Source organism: Bacillus sp. D7-8, from assembly GCF_052055895.1.
GTDB classification, from domain to species: Bacteria; Bacillota; Bacilli; order Bacillales; family Bacillaceae; genus Bacillus; species Bacillus velezensis.
Genome location: NZ_CP179922.1, coordinates 3,500,755 through 3,518,505, shown reverse-complemented (window position 1 = coordinate 3,518,505; position 17,751 = coordinate 3,500,755). Strand labels below are relative to the sequence as shown.

The window sequence follows — 17,751 nt, the reverse complement described above, 5'->3', positions numbered from 1 at the left end:
TTCTTCATTTATAATAGGCAGTAAGAGGTGACGGACATGAAAATAATCTTTGTATGTACAGGCAATACGTGCCGCAGTCCTATGGCTGAGGCTCTTTTTAAATCCATTGCAGAAACGAAAGGGCTGGACGTCAGCGTAAGCTCGGCCGGCGTATTCGCGTCTCCGAACGGAAAAGCGTCAGCCCATGCCGTGGAAGCGCTGTTTGAAAAACGGATCGCTCTCAATCACAGTTCATCTCCCTTATCGGAAGAACATATCGAGACGGCTGATCTGGTGCTGGCGATGACGGAACAGCACAAACAGCTGATTGAAGGCCGATATCAAAACAGTCAGGGCAAAGTCTTTACCATTAAAGAATACGTAACGGGAGAAAACGGCGATATCTCTGACCCGTTCGGCGGTCCGCTTGATGTTTATAAACAAACGCGGGACGAACTGGAGGAGCTGCTGACCCTTTTGGCTGATCAATTGCTTGACGGAAAAAGCAAGTAATCTGTCAGAAAATCTGCAAACAGGTCATTTGCAAAACGAATGTGAAAGAGTAGAATGAAATCAACGGATTTCGTAATAAAAAGGACAAGCACACTGGGCTGTCTTCGCCCAGCCACACCTAGGAGGTAAATGAATGAAAGTAGCTATTGCGTCAGATCACGGCGGCGTCCATATCCGCGAAGAAATAAAAAGTCTTTTGGATGAATTGCAGATTGAATACATTGATATGGGCTGTGAATGCGGCGCCGGCTCTGTCGATTATTCAGACTACGCTTTTCCGGTAGCGGAAAAAGTGGTGAACGGCGAAGCTGACAGGGGAATTTTAATTTGCGGCACAGGCATCGGCATGAGCATCTCCGCAAATAAGGTAAAGGGAATACGCTGTGCGCTTGCCCATGACACCTTCAGCGCAAAAGCGACGCGTGAACACAATGACACGAATGTTCTTGCGATGGGCGAACGCGTCATCGGCCCGGGGCTGGCGCGCGAAATCGCAAAAGTCTGGCTGACGACTGAATTTACGGGCGGCCGCCACGAACGGCGGATCGGCAAAATCGCAGATTACGAAGAAAAAAATCTGTAAGAGGTGCTGGACAATGGAAGAGATGAAGCAAAAATGGACGGACATGCTGACTGAGTTTCAAGAGCAGGCAGGACTGACGGACGGCAGCCTGCTGGTGATCGGGTGCAGTACAAGTGAAGCCGCCGGAAGCCGGATCGGCACCGCCGGAAGCGGGGATTGGGCTGAATTGATATACGGCGGACTTAACCGGTTTAAGGAAAAAACGGGTGTGCATCTTGCTTTTCAATGCTGCGAGCATTTAAACAGGGCGCTGGTCATTGAAGCGGAAACGGCCGAGCGGTTCAGGCTCCCCATTGTTTCAGCCGTCCCCGTCCCGAAAGCGGGCGGAGCAATGGCCTCTTATGCATACCGGCAGATGCGTTCTCCCGTGCTCGCCGAATCGATTCAGGCTGATGCCGGGATTGACATCGGCGATACGTTCATCGGCATGCATCTGAAACCCGTTGCCGTCCCTGTCCGGATATCAAGCCGTGAGCTTGGAGAAGCACATGTGACGATGGCCCGGACAAGGCCGAAGCTGATAGGCGGAATTCGCGCCGTTTATGAATGCGAATGATGAAAATGCTTTTCCTGTATAATGTTCGTGTTTTCTAATTAAATTTTGTGATTTTTTTAAATAAGCTGTTACATTCACCTGAAAAACCATGTACAATAAGGGTGGTAAAAATAAAGAACAGGAAACGGATAGGAGAGGATCTCGCTGATGAAACATTTACCTGTACAAGACAAACAAGTGTTTAACGCCATCAAAGATGAGCGTAAGCGTCAACAGACTAAGATCGAATTAATTGCTTCTGAAAACTTCGTGACGGAAGCGGTAATGGAAGCACAAGGCTCTGTTTTAACAAACAAATATGCTGAAGGCTACCCCGGCAAACGCTACTACGGCGGCTGTGAGCATGTTGATGTCGTTGAGGACATCGCCCGCGACCGCGCGAAAGAGATTTTCGGAGCTGAGCATGTAAACGTTCAGCCGCACTCAGGCGCTCAAGCGAACATGGCTGTTTACTTCACGATTTTAGAGCACGGCGACACGGTGCTCGGGATGAACCTCTCCCACGGCGGCCACTTAACACACGGAAGCCCGGTTAATTTCAGCGGTGTTCAATACAACTTTGTAGAATACGGTGTCGATAAAGACACGCAATATATAGATTATGAAGATGTGCGTGAAAAAGCGCTGGCGCATAAGCCGAAACTCATCGTTGCCGGAGCGAGCGCGTACCCCCGCACGATCGACTTTAAAAAATTCCGCGAAATCGCTGATGAAGTCGGCGCTTACTTCATGGTAGACATGGCGCATATCGCGGGTCTTGTCGCAGCCGGCCTTCATCCGAATCCGGTTCCTTACGCTGACTTTGTAACGACAACGACTCACAAAACACTTCGCGGACCTCGCGGAGGAATGATTCTTTGCCGTGAAGAGTTCGGCAAAAAGATTGATAAATCCATTTTCCCGGGAATCCAAGGCGGACCGCTTATGCATGTCATCGCGGCCAAAGCCGTTTCTTTCGGAGAAGTGCTTGAAGATGATTTCAAAACATATGCGCAAAACGTCATCTCGAACGCGAAAAGCCTGGCTGAGTCTCTGAACAAAGAGGGCATTCAGCTCGTATCGGGCGGAACGGATAACCACCTTGTGCTTGTCGACCTCCGTTCTCTCGGTCTGACCGGAAAAGTCGCTGAACACGTTCTTGATGAAATCGGCATTACATCTAATAAAAACGCGATCCCTTACGATCCGGAAAAACCGTTCGTCACAAGCGGAATCCGTCTCGGTACGGCAGCTGTGACAAGCCGCGGCTTTGACGGTGACGCGCTTGAAGAAGTCGGCGCCATCATCGGCCTCGCGCTGAAACATCATGAAGACGAAGCAAAACTTGAAGAAGCGAGACAGCGCGTATCTGCCTTGACTGAAAAGTTTCCTTTATATAAAGAACTAGGCTATTAATAAGGAAGAAACCCGCCGGAACCTTAATCCGGCGGGTTTTTTTATGATTTTCTTGAAACTGTTTGTCTTTTTCTGTAGAATCAATAGAAGTGTGAAAAAGTCACTCGGACAACAAAAAAGGAGCTGAACACAGTATGGGAAAGGTTTACGTATTTGATCATCCTTTAATCCAGCATAAGCTGACATATATTCGGAATGAAAATACAGGCACAAAGGATTTCAGAGACCTTGTGGACGAAGTCGCATCACTGATGGCGTTTGAAATTACACGTGATCTTCCTCTTAAAGAAGTGGAAGTGAAAACACCTGTTCAAACAGCGACATCCAAAGTGATTTCAGGGAAGAAACTCGGTATCGTGCCGATCCTGAGAGCGGGTCTCGGAATGGTTGACGGCATGCTGAAATTAATCCCGGCCGCTAAAGTGGGACATGTCGGATTATACCGTGATCCGGAAACCTTAAAACCGGTGGAATACTATGTCAAGCTTCCTTCTGATGTAGAAGAACGCGAATTTATTGTCGTGGATCCGATGCTTGCTACGGGAGGTTCTGCGGTGGAAGCGATAAACAGCCTGAAAAAGCGCGGCGCGAGAAACATTCGTTTTATGTGTCTTGTAGCGGCTCCGGAAGGCGTGGAAGAGCTGCAGAAACACCATTCTGACGTTGATATTTACATCGCCGCCCTTGATGAAAAACTGAATGAAAAAGGCTATATCGTTCCGGGCCTCGGTGACGCGGGTGACAGACTGTACGGAACCAAATAAATCGGAAAACCTCATTCAGGGGTTTTCTTTTTTTATCCAGATATTTGCTGAATGGGCAGAGTTCATACATTTATAGGTGAAATTGTGAACATTCTGTGTATGCTTCCGGTATAAAAAGTTTTTTAACTTTAAACAGATTGACACATGTTAGGGGCTATTGTATGCTAAACGAGGGTATTATGAGAAGGTTTTCATTCCTTTCATTTCTAGTATCCATCCTCATTTTAAATCCTCCAAAAAAACCCGTTATATGAGGATTTATCTAAGCGAATGAAACAGCATCCCGTGGCATCAGGAGGATGAGTGGTTTTTTCGAACAGGCCGTTTTGCGGACAAAAAAGGCCTTCTGCAAGGGTTAACCGCATGTTTTGCCGTATCCAGGAATTATATTACATTTTCATCAGGAGACAGATAGTTGATGGACGATCCCAATCTTACATTCAGCAGACAACGGAGATATGTATTTGTAATCTTAGCAATCTATTTGCTGGGATATGGTCTTACGGCGTATAAAACTGTTTTTTTAGGCCTCTTTTTGGGAACTGTTTTCAGTTTGTTTAATTTGTGGCTCTTGACCAGAAGAATGAATGCTTTTGACAAGGCCGTGGCGAAAGGAAAGTCCATACGATCACTCGGGAGCGCAGCGCGTTGGTGCAATGCGATACTTGCGATGGCTGTCGCCTTTAAATATCCCGATAAAGTCAGTGTGGCAAGTGTGATTATTGGATTAATGACAATTTATCCCGTCATTATGATAGATTCCATTATTCAGCTCAAACGTTCATCAATGGAAGAGAGGTGAAAACCCATTGAATCACGATTACAGAACTATTGATTTGTTTGGTCTTACTTTTAATCTGACAAACATTCTGATGATTACTGTGGCAAGTGTGATTGTGCTGCTGATTGCGATTCTCACTACGAGAACGCTGTCCATCCGTCCGGGAAAAGCCCAGAACTTCATGGAATGGATTGTTGATTTTGTCCGCAATATTATAGGCAGTACAATGGATTTAAAAACAGGGGCTAACTTCTTGGCGCTTGGTGTAACCTTGCTGATGTACATATTTGTATCAAATATGCTGGGGCTGCCGTTTTCTGTAACGGTCGGACACGAGCTTTGGTGGAAATCACCGACGGCCGATCCGGCTATTACTCTGACTCTAGCCGTTATGGTTGTGTCGTTAACGCACTATTACGGCGTGAAGATGAAAGGTTTGAAGGAATACTCTAAGGATTACCTCAGACCGGTTCCGCTTATGTTCCCGATGAAGATCATTGAGGAGTTTGCGAATACGCTGACACTCGGACTTCGTCTTTACGGTAACATTTTTGCCGGGGAAATTCTTCTTGGCCTGCTTGCGAATCTGGCGACGAATTTCTACTCAAACAGTTTCTTTCTCGGTTTGGTCGGCACAGTCGGAGCCATTATTCCGATGCTTGCATGGCAGGCATTCAGCTTGTTCATCGGTACCATCCAGGCATTTATCTTTACGATGCTGACGATGGTGTACATGTCACACAAAATCAGTCATGATCATTAAAATCATATATCCATTCGGATAACATTTTAAAGGAGGAACTTTTTCATGAATTTAATAGCAGCTGCAATTGCAATCGGTTTAGGTGCACTTGGTGCAGGTATTGGTAACGGTCTGATCGTTTCACGTACGGTAGAGGGAATCGCCCGTCAGCCGGAAGCAGGAAAAGAACTTAGAACTCTTATGTTCATGGGTATCGCATTGGTTGAGGCCCTTCCGATTATCGCTGTCGTTATCGCGTTCTTAGCGTTCTTTGGCTAAGCAAAAAAGCCTTATATGAACTAAAAATGGCGAAGATCACTCTAAGAGAACCTTCGCCATTGCTTTATGTCTGATAAGCAGGCCGTCCCGAAACGGCTTTTTATCAGCAGAGAAAACCTGCAGAAGGGAGTTGCCGTAGTAGATGTCTCAATTACCTCTTGAATTAGGACTGTCGTTTAACGGCGGAGATATCCTATTCCAATTGTTAGCTATGTTAGTTTTATTAGCGCTTCTCAAGAAATTCGCTCTTGGACCGCTATTAAATATAATGAAACAGCGTGAAGATCATATCGCCGGCGAAATTACGTCCGCTGAAGAAAGAAATAAAGAAGCGCAGAAGCTGATTGAAGAGCAGCGCGTTCTTTTAAAAGAAGCGAAACAGGAATCACAATCACTCATTGAAAATGCGAAAAAACTGGGTGAAAAGCAGAAGGAAGACATTATCCAGGCTGCACGCGCCGAGTCTGAAAGATTGAAAGAAGCGGCGAGAACCGAAATTGTCAAAGAAAAAGAACAAGCGGTTTCCGCACTTCGCGAGCAAGTCGCATCACTTTCTGTCTTAATCGCATCGAAAGTGATTGAAAAAGAGCTTGATGAACAAGCCCAGGAACAACTGATTCAGGACTATCTTAAAGAGGTAGGAGAAAGCCGATGAGTGGATCTGCTGTCTCTAAACGATACGCGTCAGCGCTTTTCGACATTGCCGTTGAGACTTCTCAAATCAATGAAATCGAAGAAGAGCTTACCGTACTAAAAGAAGTGTTCCGGAACGAAGCCGGATTACAGGAAGTGTTAAGCCATCCGAAGGTATCGGCCGCTAAGAAAAAAGAGCTGATTCAGCAATCGTTCGGCGCACTGTCTGAGTCTGTGCTGCATACGATTTTTCTTCTGATTGACCGCCGCCGGTCTTCGATTGTGCCTGATCTCACAGACGAGTTTATCAAACTTGCCAATCAGGCCCGTCAGACAGAGGACGCGGTTGTTTATTCAGTAAAACCGCTGTCAGAAGCGGAAATGTTATCATTGTCTCAAGTGTTTGCAAAAAAAGCCGGAATCGCTTCGCTCAGAATCAGAAATGAAGTGCAGACGGATTTAATAGGCGGCATTAAAGTCCGCATTGGAAACCGGATTTATGACGGAAGCGTAAGCGGAAAGCTTGAGCGCATGGAACGTCAACTTGCCGGAGGAAATCGATAGAAGGGGTGAAACCTAAGTGAGCATCAAAGCTGAAGAGATTAGCACGCTGATAAAGCAGCAAATTCAAAATTACCAATCTGAAATTGAAGTTCATGACGTAGGTACAGTCATCCAAGTCGGAGACGGTATTGCGCGTGTGCACGGCCTTGACAATTGTATGGCCGGTGAACTTGTTGAGTTTTCAAACGGCGTTTTGGGTATGGCTCAAAACCTTGAAGAATCCAACGTAGGTATCGTTATCTTAGGACCTTACAGAGATATCCGTGAAGGTGATGAGGTCAAAAGAACGGGCCGCATCATGGAAGTTCCTGTAGGTGAAGAATTAATCGGACGTATCGTCAACCCGCTCGGACAGCCGGTAGACGGACTGGGTCCGATTCTGACAAGCAAAACACGTCCGATCGAAAGCCAGGCTCCAGGCGTAATGGACCGTAAATCGGTACATGAGCCGCTGCAAACGGGTATCAAAGCGATCGACGCGTTAATTCCGATCGGCCGCGGACAGCGTGAGCTGATTATCGGTGACCGTCAGACAGGTAAAACATCTGTTGCGATTGATACAATCTTAAACCAAAAAGATCAAGACATGATCTGTGTGTACGTAGCGATCGGTCAAAAAGAATCTACAGTGCGCGGCGTAGTGGAAACACTTCGTAAGCATGGCGCGCTTGATTACACGATTGTCGTGACGGCGTCCGCTTCACAGCCGGCTCCGCTTCTGTACCTTGCACCGTATGCAGGGGTGACAATGGGTGAAGAATTCATGTACAACGGCAAGCACGTTCTCGTCGTATATGATGATTTATCCAAACAAGCGGCCGCTTACCGTGAGCTGTCATTGCTTCTTCGCCGTCCGCCGGGCCGTGAAGCATTCCCTGGGGATGTATTCTATCTTCACTCCCGTCTGCTTGAGCGCGCAGCTAAGCTGAGTGACGCGAAAGGCGCAGGATCAATTACGGCGCTGCCGTTCGTCGAAACACAAGCAGGAGATATCTCCGCTTATATCCCGACAAACGTCATTTCCATTACTGACGGACAGATTTTCCTTCAATCCGACCTATTCTTCTCAGGCGTGCGTCCTGCGATCAATGCCGGATTATCCGTATCCCGTGTCGGCGGATCAGCCCAAATCAAAGCGATGAAAAAGGTAGCGGGAACATTGCGTCTTGACCTGGCTTCATACCGTGAACTTGAAGCGTTCGCCCAATTCGGATCTGATCTTGACCAGGCGACTCAGGCGAAACTGAACCGCGGTGCGCGTACAGTTGAAGTGCTGAAGCAAGACTTGAATAAACCGCTTCCGGTTGAAAAACAGGTAGCCATTCTTTATGCGCTGACAAAAGGATATCTTGATGATATTCCGGTTGCGGATATCAGACGTTTTGAAGAAGAGTACTACATGTACCTTGATCAAAACCATAAAGATCTGCTTGACGGCATTGCGAAAACAGGAAACCTTCCTGCTGATGAAGACTTCAAAGCTGCAATCGAAGGCTTCAAACGCACATTTGCACCAAGCAACTAACCCTTAGAAGATGAGAGAAAAAGGTTCTCTTTTTCTCTCTTTTTACGCAAATGAAGAATAAAGGTGGTGAAATCTTTGGCCTCATTACGCGATATTAAGTCAAGGATCACGTCAACGAAAAAAACAAGCCAGATTACAAAAGCCATGCAGATGGTATCCGCTGCGAAGCTGAACCGTGCGGAAACCAACGCGAAGTCATTTGCTCCGTATATGGATAAGATCCAGGAGGTTGTGTTTAACGTCGGAAAAGGCGCGAAAAACGCGAAACACCCGATGCTTGTCTCAAGAGAAGTGAAAAAGACGGCGTATCTCGTCATTACGTCTGACCGCGGGCTTGCGGGTGCGTTTAACAGTTCGGTTTTGCGAAACGCTTACCGCACCATTCAAGAACGCCATCAGTCTAAAGATGAATACACGGTGATTGCAATCGGCAGAGTCGGCCGCGATTTCTTCAAAAAACGGGAAATGCCGATTTTGTCTGAGTTAGTGGGGCTTGGCGACGAGGTCACTTTTGCTCAGATTAAAGATTTGACCCGTCAGACGGTTCAAATGTTTATCGACGGCGCTTTTGATGAACTGCATTTGGTGTATAACCATTTCGTCAGTGCGATTTCACAGGAAGTGACGGAGAAAAAAGTGCTGCCTTTAACGGATTTCGGAACGAGCGGCGGGAAGCGTACAGCTTCTTACGAGTTCGAACCGGATGAAGAAGAGGTGCTCGAAGTGCTGCTTCCTCAATATGCGGAAAGCTTAATTTACGGCGCGCTTCTTGACAGTAAAGCAAGTGAACACGCTGCGAGAATGACAGCAATGAAAAATGCGACTGATAATGCGAAAGAACTCATTGATTCACTTTCGCTTTCATATAACCGCGCGCGTCAAGCGGCGATTACACAAGAAATTACCGAAATTGTCGGCGGTGCAGCCGCTTTAGAATAGAAAGATTTTGTCAGGAGGGATAGCGATGAAGAAAGGACGCGTAAGTCAGGTGCTTGGACCGGTTGTCGACGTACGTTTCGAGGACGGCCACTTGCCTGCGATTTATAATGCGATTAAAGTTTCACAGCCAGCTACAGGCGAAAATGAAGTAGGCATCGACCTAACGCTAGAGGTTGCTCTTCATTTAGGCGATGATACAGTCCGTACAATTGCCATGGCATCTACGGACGGAATTCAGCGCGGAATGGAAGCTGTTGATACAGGTGCGCCGATTTCCGTTCCTGTCGGTGATGTGACTCTCGGACGCGTATTTAACGTACTGGGAGATAAAATTGATTTAAATGAACCGCTGCCTGCGGATGCTCAAAAGGACCCGATCCACAGATCAGCTCCTTCATTCGATGAGCTTTCAACTGAGGTTGAAATTCTTGAAACGGGAATTAAGGTTGTTGACCTGCTCGCTCCTTACATCAAGGGCGGTAAAATCGGATTGTTCGGCGGCGCCGGCGTAGGTAAAACCGTATTAATCCAGGAATTAATCAACAACATCGCGCAAGAGCACGGCGGTATTTCCGTATTCGCCGGTGTAGGAGAGCGTACTCGTGAAGGGAACGACCTTTTCTACGAAATGAGCGATTCAGGCGTTATCAAGAAAACAGCCATGGTCTTCGGACAAATGAACGAGCCGCCGGGCGCACGTATGCGTGTAGCACTGACGGGGCTTACAATGGCTGAGCATTTCCGTGATAAACAAGGACAGGACGTACTGTTCTTTATCGATAACATTTTCCGTTTCACACAAGCGGGTTCAGAGGTTTCCGCGCTTCTCGGCCGTATGCCTTCTGCGGTTGGTTATCAGCCGACGCTTGCGACAGAAATGGGTCAGCTTCAAGAGCGTATTACGTCTACAAACGTTGGTTCAGTTACATCTATCCAGGCGATCTACGTGCCTGCCGATGACTATACTGACCCGGCTCCGGCGACAACGTTCGCTCACTTGGATGCGACGACTAACCTTGAGCGTAAATTAACTGAAATGGGTATCTACCCTGCGGTTGATCCGCTGGCTTCCACTTCCCGCGCGCTTGCTCCGGAAATTGTCGGAGAAGAGCATTATGCGGTGGCGCGTGAAGTCCAGTCAACGCTTCAGCGTTACAAAGAACTTCAGGATATTATCGCGATTCTCGGTATGGACGAATTAGGTGAAGAAGACAAGCTTGTCGTTCACCGCGCACGCCGTATCCAGTTCTTCCTTTCTCAAAACTTCCACGTAGCTGAGCAGTTTACGGGACAAAAGGGTTCTTACGTGCCTGTTAAAGAAACGGTACGAGGCTTTAAAGAAATCCTTTCCGGTAAATATGACCATCTTCCGGAAGATGCATTCCGTCTTGTGGGACGCATTGAAGAAGTCATTGAGAATGCAAAAGAGATGGGTGTAGAAGTTTAATCTGGTCCTAGGAGGGTAAAAGCATGAAGACCGTTAAAGTCAATATCGTTACTCCCGACGGCCCAGTATATGATGCTGATATTGAAATGGTAAGTGTAAGAGCCGAGAGCGGTGATCTCGGTATCTTGCCTGGCCATATTCCGACCGTGGCTCCGCTTAAAATCGGCGCTGTCCGCCTTAAAAAAGACGGACAGACCGAATTGGCGGCTGTCAGCGGCGGATTTTTAGAAGTCCGTCCTGATCAGGTCACTATCCTTGCACAAGCCGCTGAAACAGCGGAAAGCATTGATAAAGAGCGCGCCCTTGCTGCGAAAAAGCGGGCGGAAGACCGTTTGAACAAACGATCAGATGATACTGACATTCGTCGGGCTGAGCTTGCGCTACAGCGGGCTGTAAACAGATTGGATGTTGCAGGAAACTAAAAAAGAATCCTTCTCGGCTGTCTGAGAAGGATTCTTTTTCTATATTAACGCATAAGAGATTCATAGACGCCGATAAGCGGATGATCCTCTTCTTTTTGCAGATATAAATGTTCGCAGCAGTTGTCGGTGTGCCACGTTTTGTTTCCTCTCCGCACACCCGTCGTATAGGCGCCGTCCGTATACGGATAAGGTTTGACGACCCATTCGGCATCGTCATGGTGTCTGATGGCGCAATCGATGACATACACACTGAGCATTTTCTCAAATTCGTCAATCGGCAGGTTCCAATCCGCCAAAAGCAGCTCTTGTATGCTGCGGAAGTAAAGAGCTTCCACTTCCAGCAGGCTGCCGCGTGAATAATCAAGAGAAATGTTGAAAAACTGACATAATTCTTTCAGTTCCTCTGTTTGAGACTGTCTATAATCATAGTAGAATGCTATCGCTTCCCACTCGTGGTCAAATACGGGAAGTGTTTCTCCATACTGCTTTTCCGGATGAAAAAAGGAATGATTCATATTCCCATCTCCTTTCCAAAAAAGTATATCATGCCGGAGAACGGACATTTAAGCGGGGATTGCCCCTAATTTTGGATAAAAATTCTGATGTAAAAATGATCATCTTTCTCTCTTCTTCTTATATAATAAGAGAGGATATGAGGGGCGGAAAAAATGAAAGGAGATGGAATTTGTGAATGTATTGGGGCAGCAGGCCGCAATCAGCATCCTGGTTCACCTGGTATGCATTGCGGTGACATGGTGGGCGCTTCAGGCCGTCAACTTTGATCCGCTGATCCGAAAAGGAAAAATAGTGCAGGCGAGGCTGCTGATCATTCTTCTTACCATTGCGATCGGTACGGCAGTCGCTGACTTCTTTTTAGATTATCTTACCTATTCGAAACAGCTTCCATACTTATTTTAAGATGTTTCGTCTGTTGAAATGAAGGGAATCGCTGGGTGAGAAACCAATTTTTCTTCACCCGCTTGGCGAGTTTTGACGAAGTTTTCCATGTATTGCTTTCCCCGGCTCCGGCAAAAATGGGAGTAAGGGGGAGAGATCGATATGAAGAAAAAAAGAGCTGGCCGCATCATCTTGTTTTTTGTTTTTTTAAGCACCTTAATAGCGGTATTTCATTCCATTCATGCAAGTGAGCTGTCTCCGCTTGCCCAGATTGCCGAAGGAATGGAGCGGCAACAGGTCACTGTAGATGAATGGACGCTTCATGCGAAAAAAAATCTGAACCTGTCACTGAGTGAATTTGATGACAAGGTAAAAGAACTGAAGACGCAGTATCCGCAATATCATTGGGAATCCGCGCGGGAAGATAAAATTGTAAAGGCCGTCGGCACGTATTCTGACAAAAAAAATCACACAACTTTTAAACTGCAGCTCGTCACTACCCTCAAAAACCAGAACCCAACTTCGTATTTATTATATGAGCAAATGAGCCCGGAGCAACCGGAAAACTGGAATGATACATATGAACAGTTTGAACGGCAGGCACATGACATATTTCAAAATAAAGTATTTATTTTTACTTGTCTAAAGGGTCATTTAAATGATAATATGAGTATTGTTTTGCAAAAAAAAGCAGAACAGCTCATGAAAGAATTTGAAGCAAGTCCAGTTGAACATGTAGTTGAGCCTCATTTCGTTTCTGTTTCTGCATTTACATATAAGTGGACAGATTACATCATGACATCGAAACATAAGATGAATGTGCAAGTTGCGCTTAGAAGTGCGGGAATGGGCGAAAAACATACCGTTACGGTTGGCACACCAATCGTGACGACTGAATATTAATATAGAGAATATAGGGACGCGGAGGGGAATACCTTGGAAAAAATCATCGTCCGCGGCGGTCAGAAGTTAAACGGCACAGTGAAAGTTGAAGGAGCAAAAAATGCCGTTTTACCAGTTATCGCTGCATCTTTATTAGCAAGTGAAGAAAAAAGCGTAATATGTGATGTACCTACGCTCTCCGATGTATATACAATTAATGAAGTGTTGCGTCATTTAGGAGCAGATGTGCATTTTGAGAATAATGAAGTTACCGTAAACGCTTCTTACGCTTTAGAAACAGAAGCACCTTTTGAATATGTGCGCAAAATGCGCGCGTCAGTGCTTGTTATGGGCCCTCTGTTAGCCCGTACGGGTCATTCAAGAGTAGCGCTTCCGGGCGGCTGCGCAATCGGCTCAAGACCGATTGATCAGCATTTAAAAGGCTTTGAAGCAATGGGTGCAAAAATCAAAGTAGGCAACGGCTTTATTGAAGCAGAAGTGGAGGGCCGTCTGCAGGGCGCAAAAATCTATTTAGATTTCCCAAGTGTGGGTGCGACAGAAAACTTGATTATGGCAGCTGCTTTAGCTGAAGGAACAACAACGCTTGAAAACGTGGCAAAAGAGCCTGAAATCGTTGACTTAGCGAACTATATCAATGCGATGGGCGGAAAAATCCGCGGAGCCGGCACAGGCACCATTAAAATTGAAGGTGTCGAGAAGCTTCACGGCGTAAGACACAACATCATTCCTGACCGTATTGAAGCGGGTACTTTCATGGTGGCTGCGGCTATCACGGAAGGAAATGTATTAGTCAAAGGTGCGGTTCCTGAGCATCTTACGTCTTTAATTGCGAAGATGGAAGAAATGGGAGTCAAAATTACGGATGAAGGAGAAGGCCTTCGTGTCATCGGTCCTGCCCAGCTGAAGCCGATCGACATTAAAACGATGCCTCACCCAGGATTCCCGACTGATATGCAGTCGCAAATGATGGCGCTGCTTCTCCGTGCGAGCGGAACAAGCATGATTACTGAAACTGTGTTTGAAAACCGTTTTATGCATGCTGAAGAATTCCGCCGGATGAATGGCGACATTAAAATTGAAGGACGTTCTGTGATCATTAACGGTCCTGTACAGCTGCAAGGCGCAGAAGTTGCCGCTACGGACCTGCGTGCGGGCGCGGCGCTGATTCTTGCGGGATTAGTGGCTGAAGGTCATACACGCGTCACGGAACTGAAGCACTTGGATCGCGGTTATGTGAATTTCCATCAAAAACTTGCGGCTCTCGGCGCTGACATCGAGCGTGTCGTTGATGAAACGGCCGCTGAACAAGAAAGTAAAGAAGTCGTAACTGACCTAAACGCATAATGGCTGTAAAAACAGTATGTCAATCTGGCATACTGTTTTTTTATGGTTTATCATCATTATTATGCTCTGATTTCCAAAAAAGAATACGTTTTTCGCGTGAAAAATGGAATAAAGATTCTGTCCAAAAGGAAGTCATATTAGCTTGTCCCTGCCCATAAGATGAAGTAGAGTCGAATCCCAAGCAGGAGGCAGCTGATATATGAAACCGATTGTATTTCTACTATCCGGGCTGTGTATACTTATTCTTCTAGTCCCCACCATTCTCGTCCTTCCGTTTCAGGCAGAAAAAGGAGCAGCCGTAAACAGAGAGCCCGGACACAAAACAGCACACACCACACGAGAAACAAAAGGAGCAGAAACATTGAAAGAATCACCTGTATCCATTCCGGTTTATCGGACATCCAATCATTCTGTAGAAAACATTCCGCTTGAAGAGTACGTGATCGGTGTCGTGGCTTCCGAAATGCCCGCAAACTTTAAACCGGAGGCCTTAAAAGCCCAGGCGCTGGCCGCCCGGACATTCATCGTCAGACTGATGGTCGCTGACTCAGCCGTCCAGGCGCCGAAAGGATCACTGGTGGATGATACGCAAATGTTCCAAGTCTATCAAAGCAAAAGCCAGCTGAAAAAAGAATGGGGTTCTAAGTACGCACACAACCTCAAGAAAATCACAAACGCGGTGGCCGGCACGCAAGGAAAGATTTTAACGTACGATAACAAGCCGATTGAGGCATCTTTCTTCTCTACGAGCAACGGGTATACGGAAAATGCGGAAGCCTATTGGACAAGCGCCATTCCTTATTTAAAAAGCGTGAAAAGTCCGTGGGATAAGCAATCGCCGAAATATCTTGCCACCCAGACCTTCAGTGTGCCGGAGTTTCAGCAAAAGCTCGGCGTACAGCTCTCGGGACAAAACACGGTGGGACAGATTACAGCCAGAACGCCGGGCCATCAAGTGGCAACGGCCGTCATCAACGGCAAAAAGCTGAAGGGAAGAGACATCCGGGAAAAACTCGGACTCCGTTCTGCCGACTTTGAATGGAAACGAAACGGCGGCAGCATCACCATTACGACAAAAGGATTCGGCCACGGCGTCGGCATGAGCCAGTACGGGGCCAATTACATGGCGGAGCAGGGAAAATCAGTGGCGGACATCGTCAAGCATTATTATCAGGGAGTAGACATTTCCGAAGCAGATTCATTTTTAAACAAATATATGGCGAAAAAATAGACGCTTTCATGAGCGTCTTTTTTTTTGAAAACTATTCCATAAACGGTAAAGCAACCAACAGACTCATATAACGAAAGCCTAAAGGCTGACAAATGTCGATTGAAGGCTGAGCGCCGGGTGTAAATCACTGATAAAAATGCCGCTTCTATGTGAATATACGCAAAAATAATGAGGAACGCCGTCCTATTTATTTCCCTTTTCATCTCATTTACGATAAATATTGTTCGGCGTTGAACGTAAATCTATTGAAAAGGGGAAAAAGCAATGAAAAAAACATTTTCACTCATACTCATGCTCGGATTGATGCTGACTGCTGCATCTCCTGCTTTTGCTGCCGAGAATGCAAACGAGAAGACTCTTTCATTTAAAAACAATACCGCCATTTTACTTGATGCGAGCGGCAGTATGGCAAAACGGATTGACGGTGTTTCTAAATACAACATGGCAAAAGAAGAAATTGTCCGTTTTGCGGATCAAATTAAATCTAAATCACAGGTCAGAATGACGGTTTTCGGTTCGGAAGGCAATAATAAAAACTCCGGAAAGGTTCAATCTTGTGAATCCATTCGCGGTGTGTACGGATTCCAAAGGTTTGACAGACAGAGCTTCCTTAACTCTCTTAACGGAATCGGGCCTACGGGCTGGACACCGATTGCAAAAGCATTAGAGGATGCGAAGGCTTCCTTTACCGGTTTGCACAAACTTGGCAGTAAATCCGTTTTCCTGTTGACGGACGGCGAGGAGACATGCGGAGGAGATCCTGTTAAGACAGCGAAAGAACTTCGCAAACAGCATATTAAAGTCAACGTGATCGGCTTTGACTTTAAGGAAGGCTTCAACGGCCAGCTTCACGAGATTGCCAAAGCGGGCGGAGGAAAATATTACGAAGCTCACAGCCAAAAGGATATGAACCGCATCTTTACAATGGCAGCGAGTTCATTAGCGGAATAAGAAAAGGTGCCGTTTATCGGCCCTTTTTTTTATTTTTATTTAACAAAAATTTCAAGAAAAGATGAAGAGAAAACTGTAAAAAGAATCAGATTCCGGACTTATATTACAAAAAGGGCGAAAAAGGCATTAAATCTGTCATCATTTATCCAATCTTTTTAGGATGATGCGCATAATTCTGTTCATTTTTAACGGCGTACCGCCGCTTATACAAAAGGAATCCCGCCCTATATCTTTTTGCATACTCGTCATCTAGCATAGAGAAGAGCCGGGGGCCCATCGGCCAAAAACAAACGGAGAGGAATGAAGGAAATGAAAAAAATGTTCACTGCGGGGATTGTCGGACTTTTGACGCTTTCACTCGGATCACCTGTTTTTGCAGCTGAGAAAAAGCACGAAGAAACAAACGTTGCCGTGCTGTTTGACGCAAGCGGAAGCATGATACAAAAAACAGGGGGAGAGCGTAAAATAGATGTCGCGAAAGAGTCTGTCACTTCTTTTGCGGAAGTTCTTCCTGAAGACACGAATCTGATGCTTCGGGTATTCGGGCATAAGGGCAATAATAAAAACTCAGGCAAAGCCGTATCATGTAATGCGACAGAAACGTTATACGGCCTTCAGCCGTACGCCGTGACTCCATTTGAGCAATCACTCAGCAAGATTAAACCGACCGGCTGGACACCGATTGCGAAAGCGCTCTCTGATACGCGTGAAGAATTTGAGCGGGCCGGCGCCACGGGGAAAAACGTCGTATATCTGATCACAGACGGTGAAGAAACATGCGGCGGTAATCCTCAGGCCGAAATTCAAAAGCTCCGTAAAGCGAACGTCAACACGATCGTCAATATCATCGGCTTCAACTTCGGCATGAAAGGAAGCGAAAGCCTTGAAAAAGCGGCGGAAGCGGGAGGCGGCACATATGTCTCAGCTGACAGCGCGGACGAGTTCAAACAGGCTTGGGAAGACGCTGCAAAGGATTTAGCAAAAGAATAGGTTAAAAAAGGACGCCCGCGCGGCGTCTTTTTTGTTTAGAAAACGGAACCGCGGGAATGATACGGATAAAAGGAGATGAACGCTGTTGTTAAAAGGAGCAGGCATTATATTAGTGCTGGCGGCAGTCGTTTTTGTTCTGATGGGAATTTTTCTGAAGCTTGCCGCCTTCATATTCGTCAGTATATTGGCCATTATCGCCGCAGTTATTTTATTCACCATTCTGAGCAGACATCATCGCAATGAAACATAGAGTCCTAAGAGGGCTCTTTTTTTAAACCGCAAATTCGACAAAATACAGGGATTGTGGAAGAAT

At 46.3% G+C, this 17,751-nt stretch carries 22 protein-coding genes; 21 read left to right on the top strand and 1 reads right to left on the bottom strand.

Annotated features, from left to right (window positions below; all coding sequences use genetic code 11):
* The first annotated feature begins 36 nt into the window (after positions 1 to 36).
* The 14 genes from ACKTRM_RS17370 (at position 37) to ACKTRM_RS17305 (ending at position 11,122) form a co-directional block, all read left to right on the top strand.
* Positions 37 to 492: a low molecular weight protein arginine phosphatase gene (locus tag ACKTRM_RS17370; RefSeq protein WP_007407600.1), complete on the top strand. Its 456-nt coding sequence runs from the start codon at positions 37 to 39 to the stop codon at positions 490 to 492.
* A 133-nt stretch (positions 493 to 625) separates the two neighbouring features.
* Entirely contained in the window at positions 626 to 1,075 is a 450-nt protein-coding gene (gene rpiB / locus ACKTRM_RS17365; protein WP_003151149.1) for a ribose 5-phosphate isomerase B, read from the top strand.
* 13 nt (positions 1,076 to 1,088) lie between these two features.
* Entirely contained in the window at positions 1,089 to 1,631 is a 543-nt protein-coding gene (locus tag ACKTRM_RS17360; RefSeq protein WP_007407598.1) for a TIGR01440 family protein, read from the top strand.
* 147 nt (positions 1,632 to 1,778) lie between these two features.
* Complete coding sequence (gene glyA, locus ACKTRM_RS17355) at positions 1,779 to 3,026, top strand: serine hydroxymethyltransferase (protein ID WP_012118660.1); 1,248 nt, start codon at positions 1,779 to 1,781, stop codon at positions 3,024 to 3,026.
* A gap of 134 nt (positions 3,027 to 3,160) precedes the next feature.
* On the top strand, positions 3,161 to 3,790 hold the full coding sequence (gene upp, locus ACKTRM_RS17350) for a uracil phosphoribosyltransferase (protein WP_003151154.1): 630 nt from the start codon (positions 3,161 to 3,163) through the stop codon (positions 3,788 to 3,790).
* Positions 3,791 to 4,208: 418 nt separating this feature from the next.
* Positions 4,209 to 4,592: an ATP synthase subunit I gene (gene atpI, locus ACKTRM_RS17345; protein WP_003151155.1), complete on the top strand. Its 384-nt coding sequence runs from the start codon at positions 4,209 to 4,211 to the stop codon at positions 4,590 to 4,592.
* A gap of 7 nt (positions 4,593 to 4,599) precedes the next feature.
* Positions 4,600 to 5,334, top strand: a complete 735-nt coding sequence (atpB, locus tag ACKTRM_RS17340) for a F0F1 ATP synthase subunit A (protein WP_003151158.1) — start codon at positions 4,600 to 4,602, stop codon at positions 5,332 to 5,334.
* 45 nt (positions 5,335 to 5,379) lie between these two features.
* The gene (atpE, locus tag ACKTRM_RS17335) at positions 5,380 to 5,592 is read left to right on the top strand and encodes a F0F1 ATP synthase subunit C (protein ID WP_003151167.1); all 213 of its coding nucleotides are present in this window, start codon (positions 5,380 to 5,382) and stop codon (positions 5,590 to 5,592) included.
* A gap of 142 nt (positions 5,593 to 5,734) precedes the next feature.
* Positions 5,735 to 6,247: a F0F1 ATP synthase subunit B gene (atpF, locus tag ACKTRM_RS17330; RefSeq protein ID WP_003151168.1), complete on the top strand. Its 513-nt coding sequence runs from the start codon at positions 5,735 to 5,737 to the stop codon at positions 6,245 to 6,247.
* Positions 6,244 to 6,789, top strand: a complete 546-nt coding sequence (locus ACKTRM_RS17325; RefSeq protein WP_003151169.1) for a F0F1 ATP synthase subunit delta — start codon at positions 6,244 to 6,246, stop codon at positions 6,787 to 6,789. The genes atpF and ACKTRM_RS17325 overlap by 4 nt, the downstream gene beginning before the upstream one ends.
* Before the next feature lie 16 nt (positions 6,790 to 6,805).
* Positions 6,806 to 8,314: a F0F1 ATP synthase subunit alpha gene (gene atpA / locus ACKTRM_RS17320; RefSeq protein ID WP_003151170.1), complete on the top strand. Its 1,509-nt coding sequence runs from the start codon at positions 6,806 to 6,808 to the stop codon at positions 8,312 to 8,314.
* Positions 8,315 to 8,389: 75 nt separating this feature from the next.
* Complete coding sequence (gene atpG, locus ACKTRM_RS17315; protein WP_003151172.1) at positions 8,390 to 9,253, top strand: ATP synthase F1 subunit gamma; 864 nt, start codon at positions 8,390 to 8,392, stop codon at positions 9,251 to 9,253.
* A 25-nt stretch (positions 9,254 to 9,278) separates the two neighbouring features.
* Positions 9,279 to 10,700, top strand: a complete 1,422-nt coding sequence (atpD, locus tag ACKTRM_RS17310) for a F0F1 ATP synthase subunit beta (protein WP_003151173.1) — start codon at positions 9,279 to 9,281, stop codon at positions 10,698 to 10,700.
* Positions 10,701 to 10,723: 23 nt separating this feature from the next.
* Positions 10,724 to 11,122, top strand: a complete 399-nt coding sequence (locus ACKTRM_RS17305; protein ID WP_003151176.1) for a F0F1 ATP synthase subunit epsilon — start codon at positions 10,724 to 10,726, stop codon at positions 11,120 to 11,122.
* Between the two features lie 44 nt (positions 11,123 to 11,166).
* Here the strand turns inward: ACKTRM_RS17305 and ACKTRM_RS17300 are convergent, their stop codons facing one another.
* Positions 11,167 to 11,637: a hypothetical protein gene (locus tag ACKTRM_RS17300; RefSeq protein ID WP_007407595.1), complete on the bottom strand. Its 471-nt coding sequence runs from the start codon at positions 11,635 to 11,637 to the stop codon at positions 11,167 to 11,169.
* Positions 11,638 to 11,809: 172 nt separating this feature from the next.
* On the opposite strand from ACKTRM_RS17300, the gene ACKTRM_RS17295 reads away from it, so the two are divergent.
* The 7 genes from ACKTRM_RS17295 (at position 11,810) to ACKTRM_RS17265 (ending at position 17,688) form a co-directional block, all read left to right on the top strand.
* Positions 11,810 to 12,040 carry a DUF1146 family protein gene (locus tag ACKTRM_RS17295; RefSeq protein WP_007614366.1) on the top strand — a complete coding sequence of 77 codons (231 nt, stop codon included), beginning with the start codon at positions 11,810 to 11,812 and terminating at the stop codon, positions 12,038 to 12,040.
* A 141-nt stretch (positions 12,041 to 12,181) separates the two neighbouring features.
* Positions 12,182 to 12,922 carry a YwmB family TATA-box binding protein gene (locus tag ACKTRM_RS17290; RefSeq protein ID WP_012118659.1) on the top strand — a complete coding sequence of 247 codons (741 nt, stop codon included), beginning with the start codon at positions 12,182 to 12,184 and terminating at the stop codon, positions 12,920 to 12,922.
* 33 nt (positions 12,923 to 12,955) lie between these two features.
* Positions 12,956 to 14,266: a UDP-N-acetylglucosamine 1-carboxyvinyltransferase gene (gene murA / locus ACKTRM_RS17285; RefSeq protein WP_007614362.1), complete on the top strand. Its 1,311-nt coding sequence runs from the start codon at positions 12,956 to 12,958 to the stop codon at positions 14,264 to 14,266.
* A 199-nt stretch (positions 14,267 to 14,465) separates the two neighbouring features.
* The gene (gene spoIID, locus ACKTRM_RS17280; protein WP_012118658.1) at positions 14,466 to 15,497 is read left to right on the top strand and encodes a stage II sporulation protein D; all 1,032 of its coding nucleotides are present in this window, start codon (positions 14,466 to 14,468) and stop codon (positions 15,495 to 15,497) included.
* Positions 15,498 to 15,761: 264 nt separating this feature from the next.
* A complete protein-coding gene (locus tag ACKTRM_RS17275; protein ID WP_007407590.1) occupies positions 15,762 to 16,448 on the top strand; it encodes a VWA domain-containing protein in 687 nt (228 codons plus the stop codon).
* A 309-nt stretch (positions 16,449 to 16,757) separates the two neighbouring features.
* Positions 16,758 to 17,438 (top strand): VWA domain-containing protein, encoded by a 681-nt coding sequence (locus ACKTRM_RS17270; protein WP_012118657.1) that lies wholly within the window; start codon positions 16,758 to 16,760, stop codon positions 17,436 to 17,438.
* Positions 17,439 to 17,523: 85 nt separating this feature from the next.
* Positions 17,524 to 17,688 carry a hypothetical protein gene (locus tag ACKTRM_RS17265; protein ID WP_007407587.1) on the top strand — a complete coding sequence of 55 codons (165 nt, stop codon included), beginning with the start codon at positions 17,524 to 17,526 and terminating at the stop codon, positions 17,686 to 17,688.
* The last annotated feature ends 63 nt before the right edge of the window (positions 17,689 to 17,751 follow it).

Coding starts and splice junctions, on each gene's coding strand:
- ACKTRM_RS17370 (WP_007407600.1), top strand. CDS start 37: ATGAAAATAATCTTTGTATGTACAGGCAATACGTGCCGCAGTCCTATG.
- ACKTRM_RS17305 (WP_003151176.1), top strand. CDS start 10,724: ATGAAGACCGTTAAAGTCAATATCGTTACTCCCGACGGCCCAGTATAT.
- rpiB (WP_003151149.1), top strand. CDS start 626: ATGAAAGTAGCTATTGCGTCAGATCACGGCGGCGTCCATATCCGCGAA.
- upp (WP_003151154.1), top strand. CDS start 3,161: ATGGGAAAGGTTTACGTATTTGATCATCCTTTAATCCAGCATAAGCTG.
- atpF (WP_003151168.1), top strand. CDS start 5,735: ATGTCTCAATTACCTCTTGAATTAGGACTGTCGTTTAACGGCGGAGAT.
- ACKTRM_RS17360 (WP_007407598.1), top strand. CDS start 1,089: ATGGAAGAGATGAAGCAAAAATGGACGGACATGCTGACTGAGTTTCAA.
- ACKTRM_RS17290 (WP_012118659.1), top strand. CDS start 12,182: ATGAAGAAAAAAAGAGCTGGCCGCATCATCTTGTTTTTTGTTTTTTTA.
- atpE (WP_003151167.1), top strand. CDS start 5,380: ATGAATTTAATAGCAGCTGCAATTGCAATCGGTTTAGGTGCACTTGGT.
- atpI (WP_003151155.1), top strand. CDS start 4,209: ATGGACGATCCCAATCTTACATTCAGCAGACAACGGAGATATGTATTT.
- ACKTRM_RS17270 (WP_012118657.1), top strand. CDS start 16,758: ATGAAAAAAATGTTCACTGCGGGGATTGTCGGACTTTTGACGCTTTCA.
- glyA (WP_012118660.1), top strand. CDS start 1,779: ATGAAACATTTACCTGTACAAGACAAACAAGTGTTTAACGCCATCAAA.
- ACKTRM_RS17325 (WP_003151169.1), top strand. CDS start 6,244: ATGAGTGGATCTGCTGTCTCTAAACGATACGCGTCAGCGCTTTTCGAC.
- spoIID (WP_012118658.1), top strand. CDS start 14,466: ATGAAACCGATTGTATTTCTACTATCCGGGCTGTGTATACTTATTCTT.
- ACKTRM_RS17275 (WP_007407590.1), top strand. CDS start 15,762: ATGAAAAAAACATTTTCACTCATACTCATGCTCGGATTGATGCTGACT.
- atpD (WP_003151173.1), top strand. CDS start 9,279: ATGAAGAAAGGACGCGTAAGTCAGGTGCTTGGACCGGTTGTCGACGTA.
- ACKTRM_RS17300 (WP_007407595.1), bottom strand. CDS start 11,637: ATGAATCATTCCTTTTTTCATCCGGAAAAGCAGTATGGAGAAACACTT.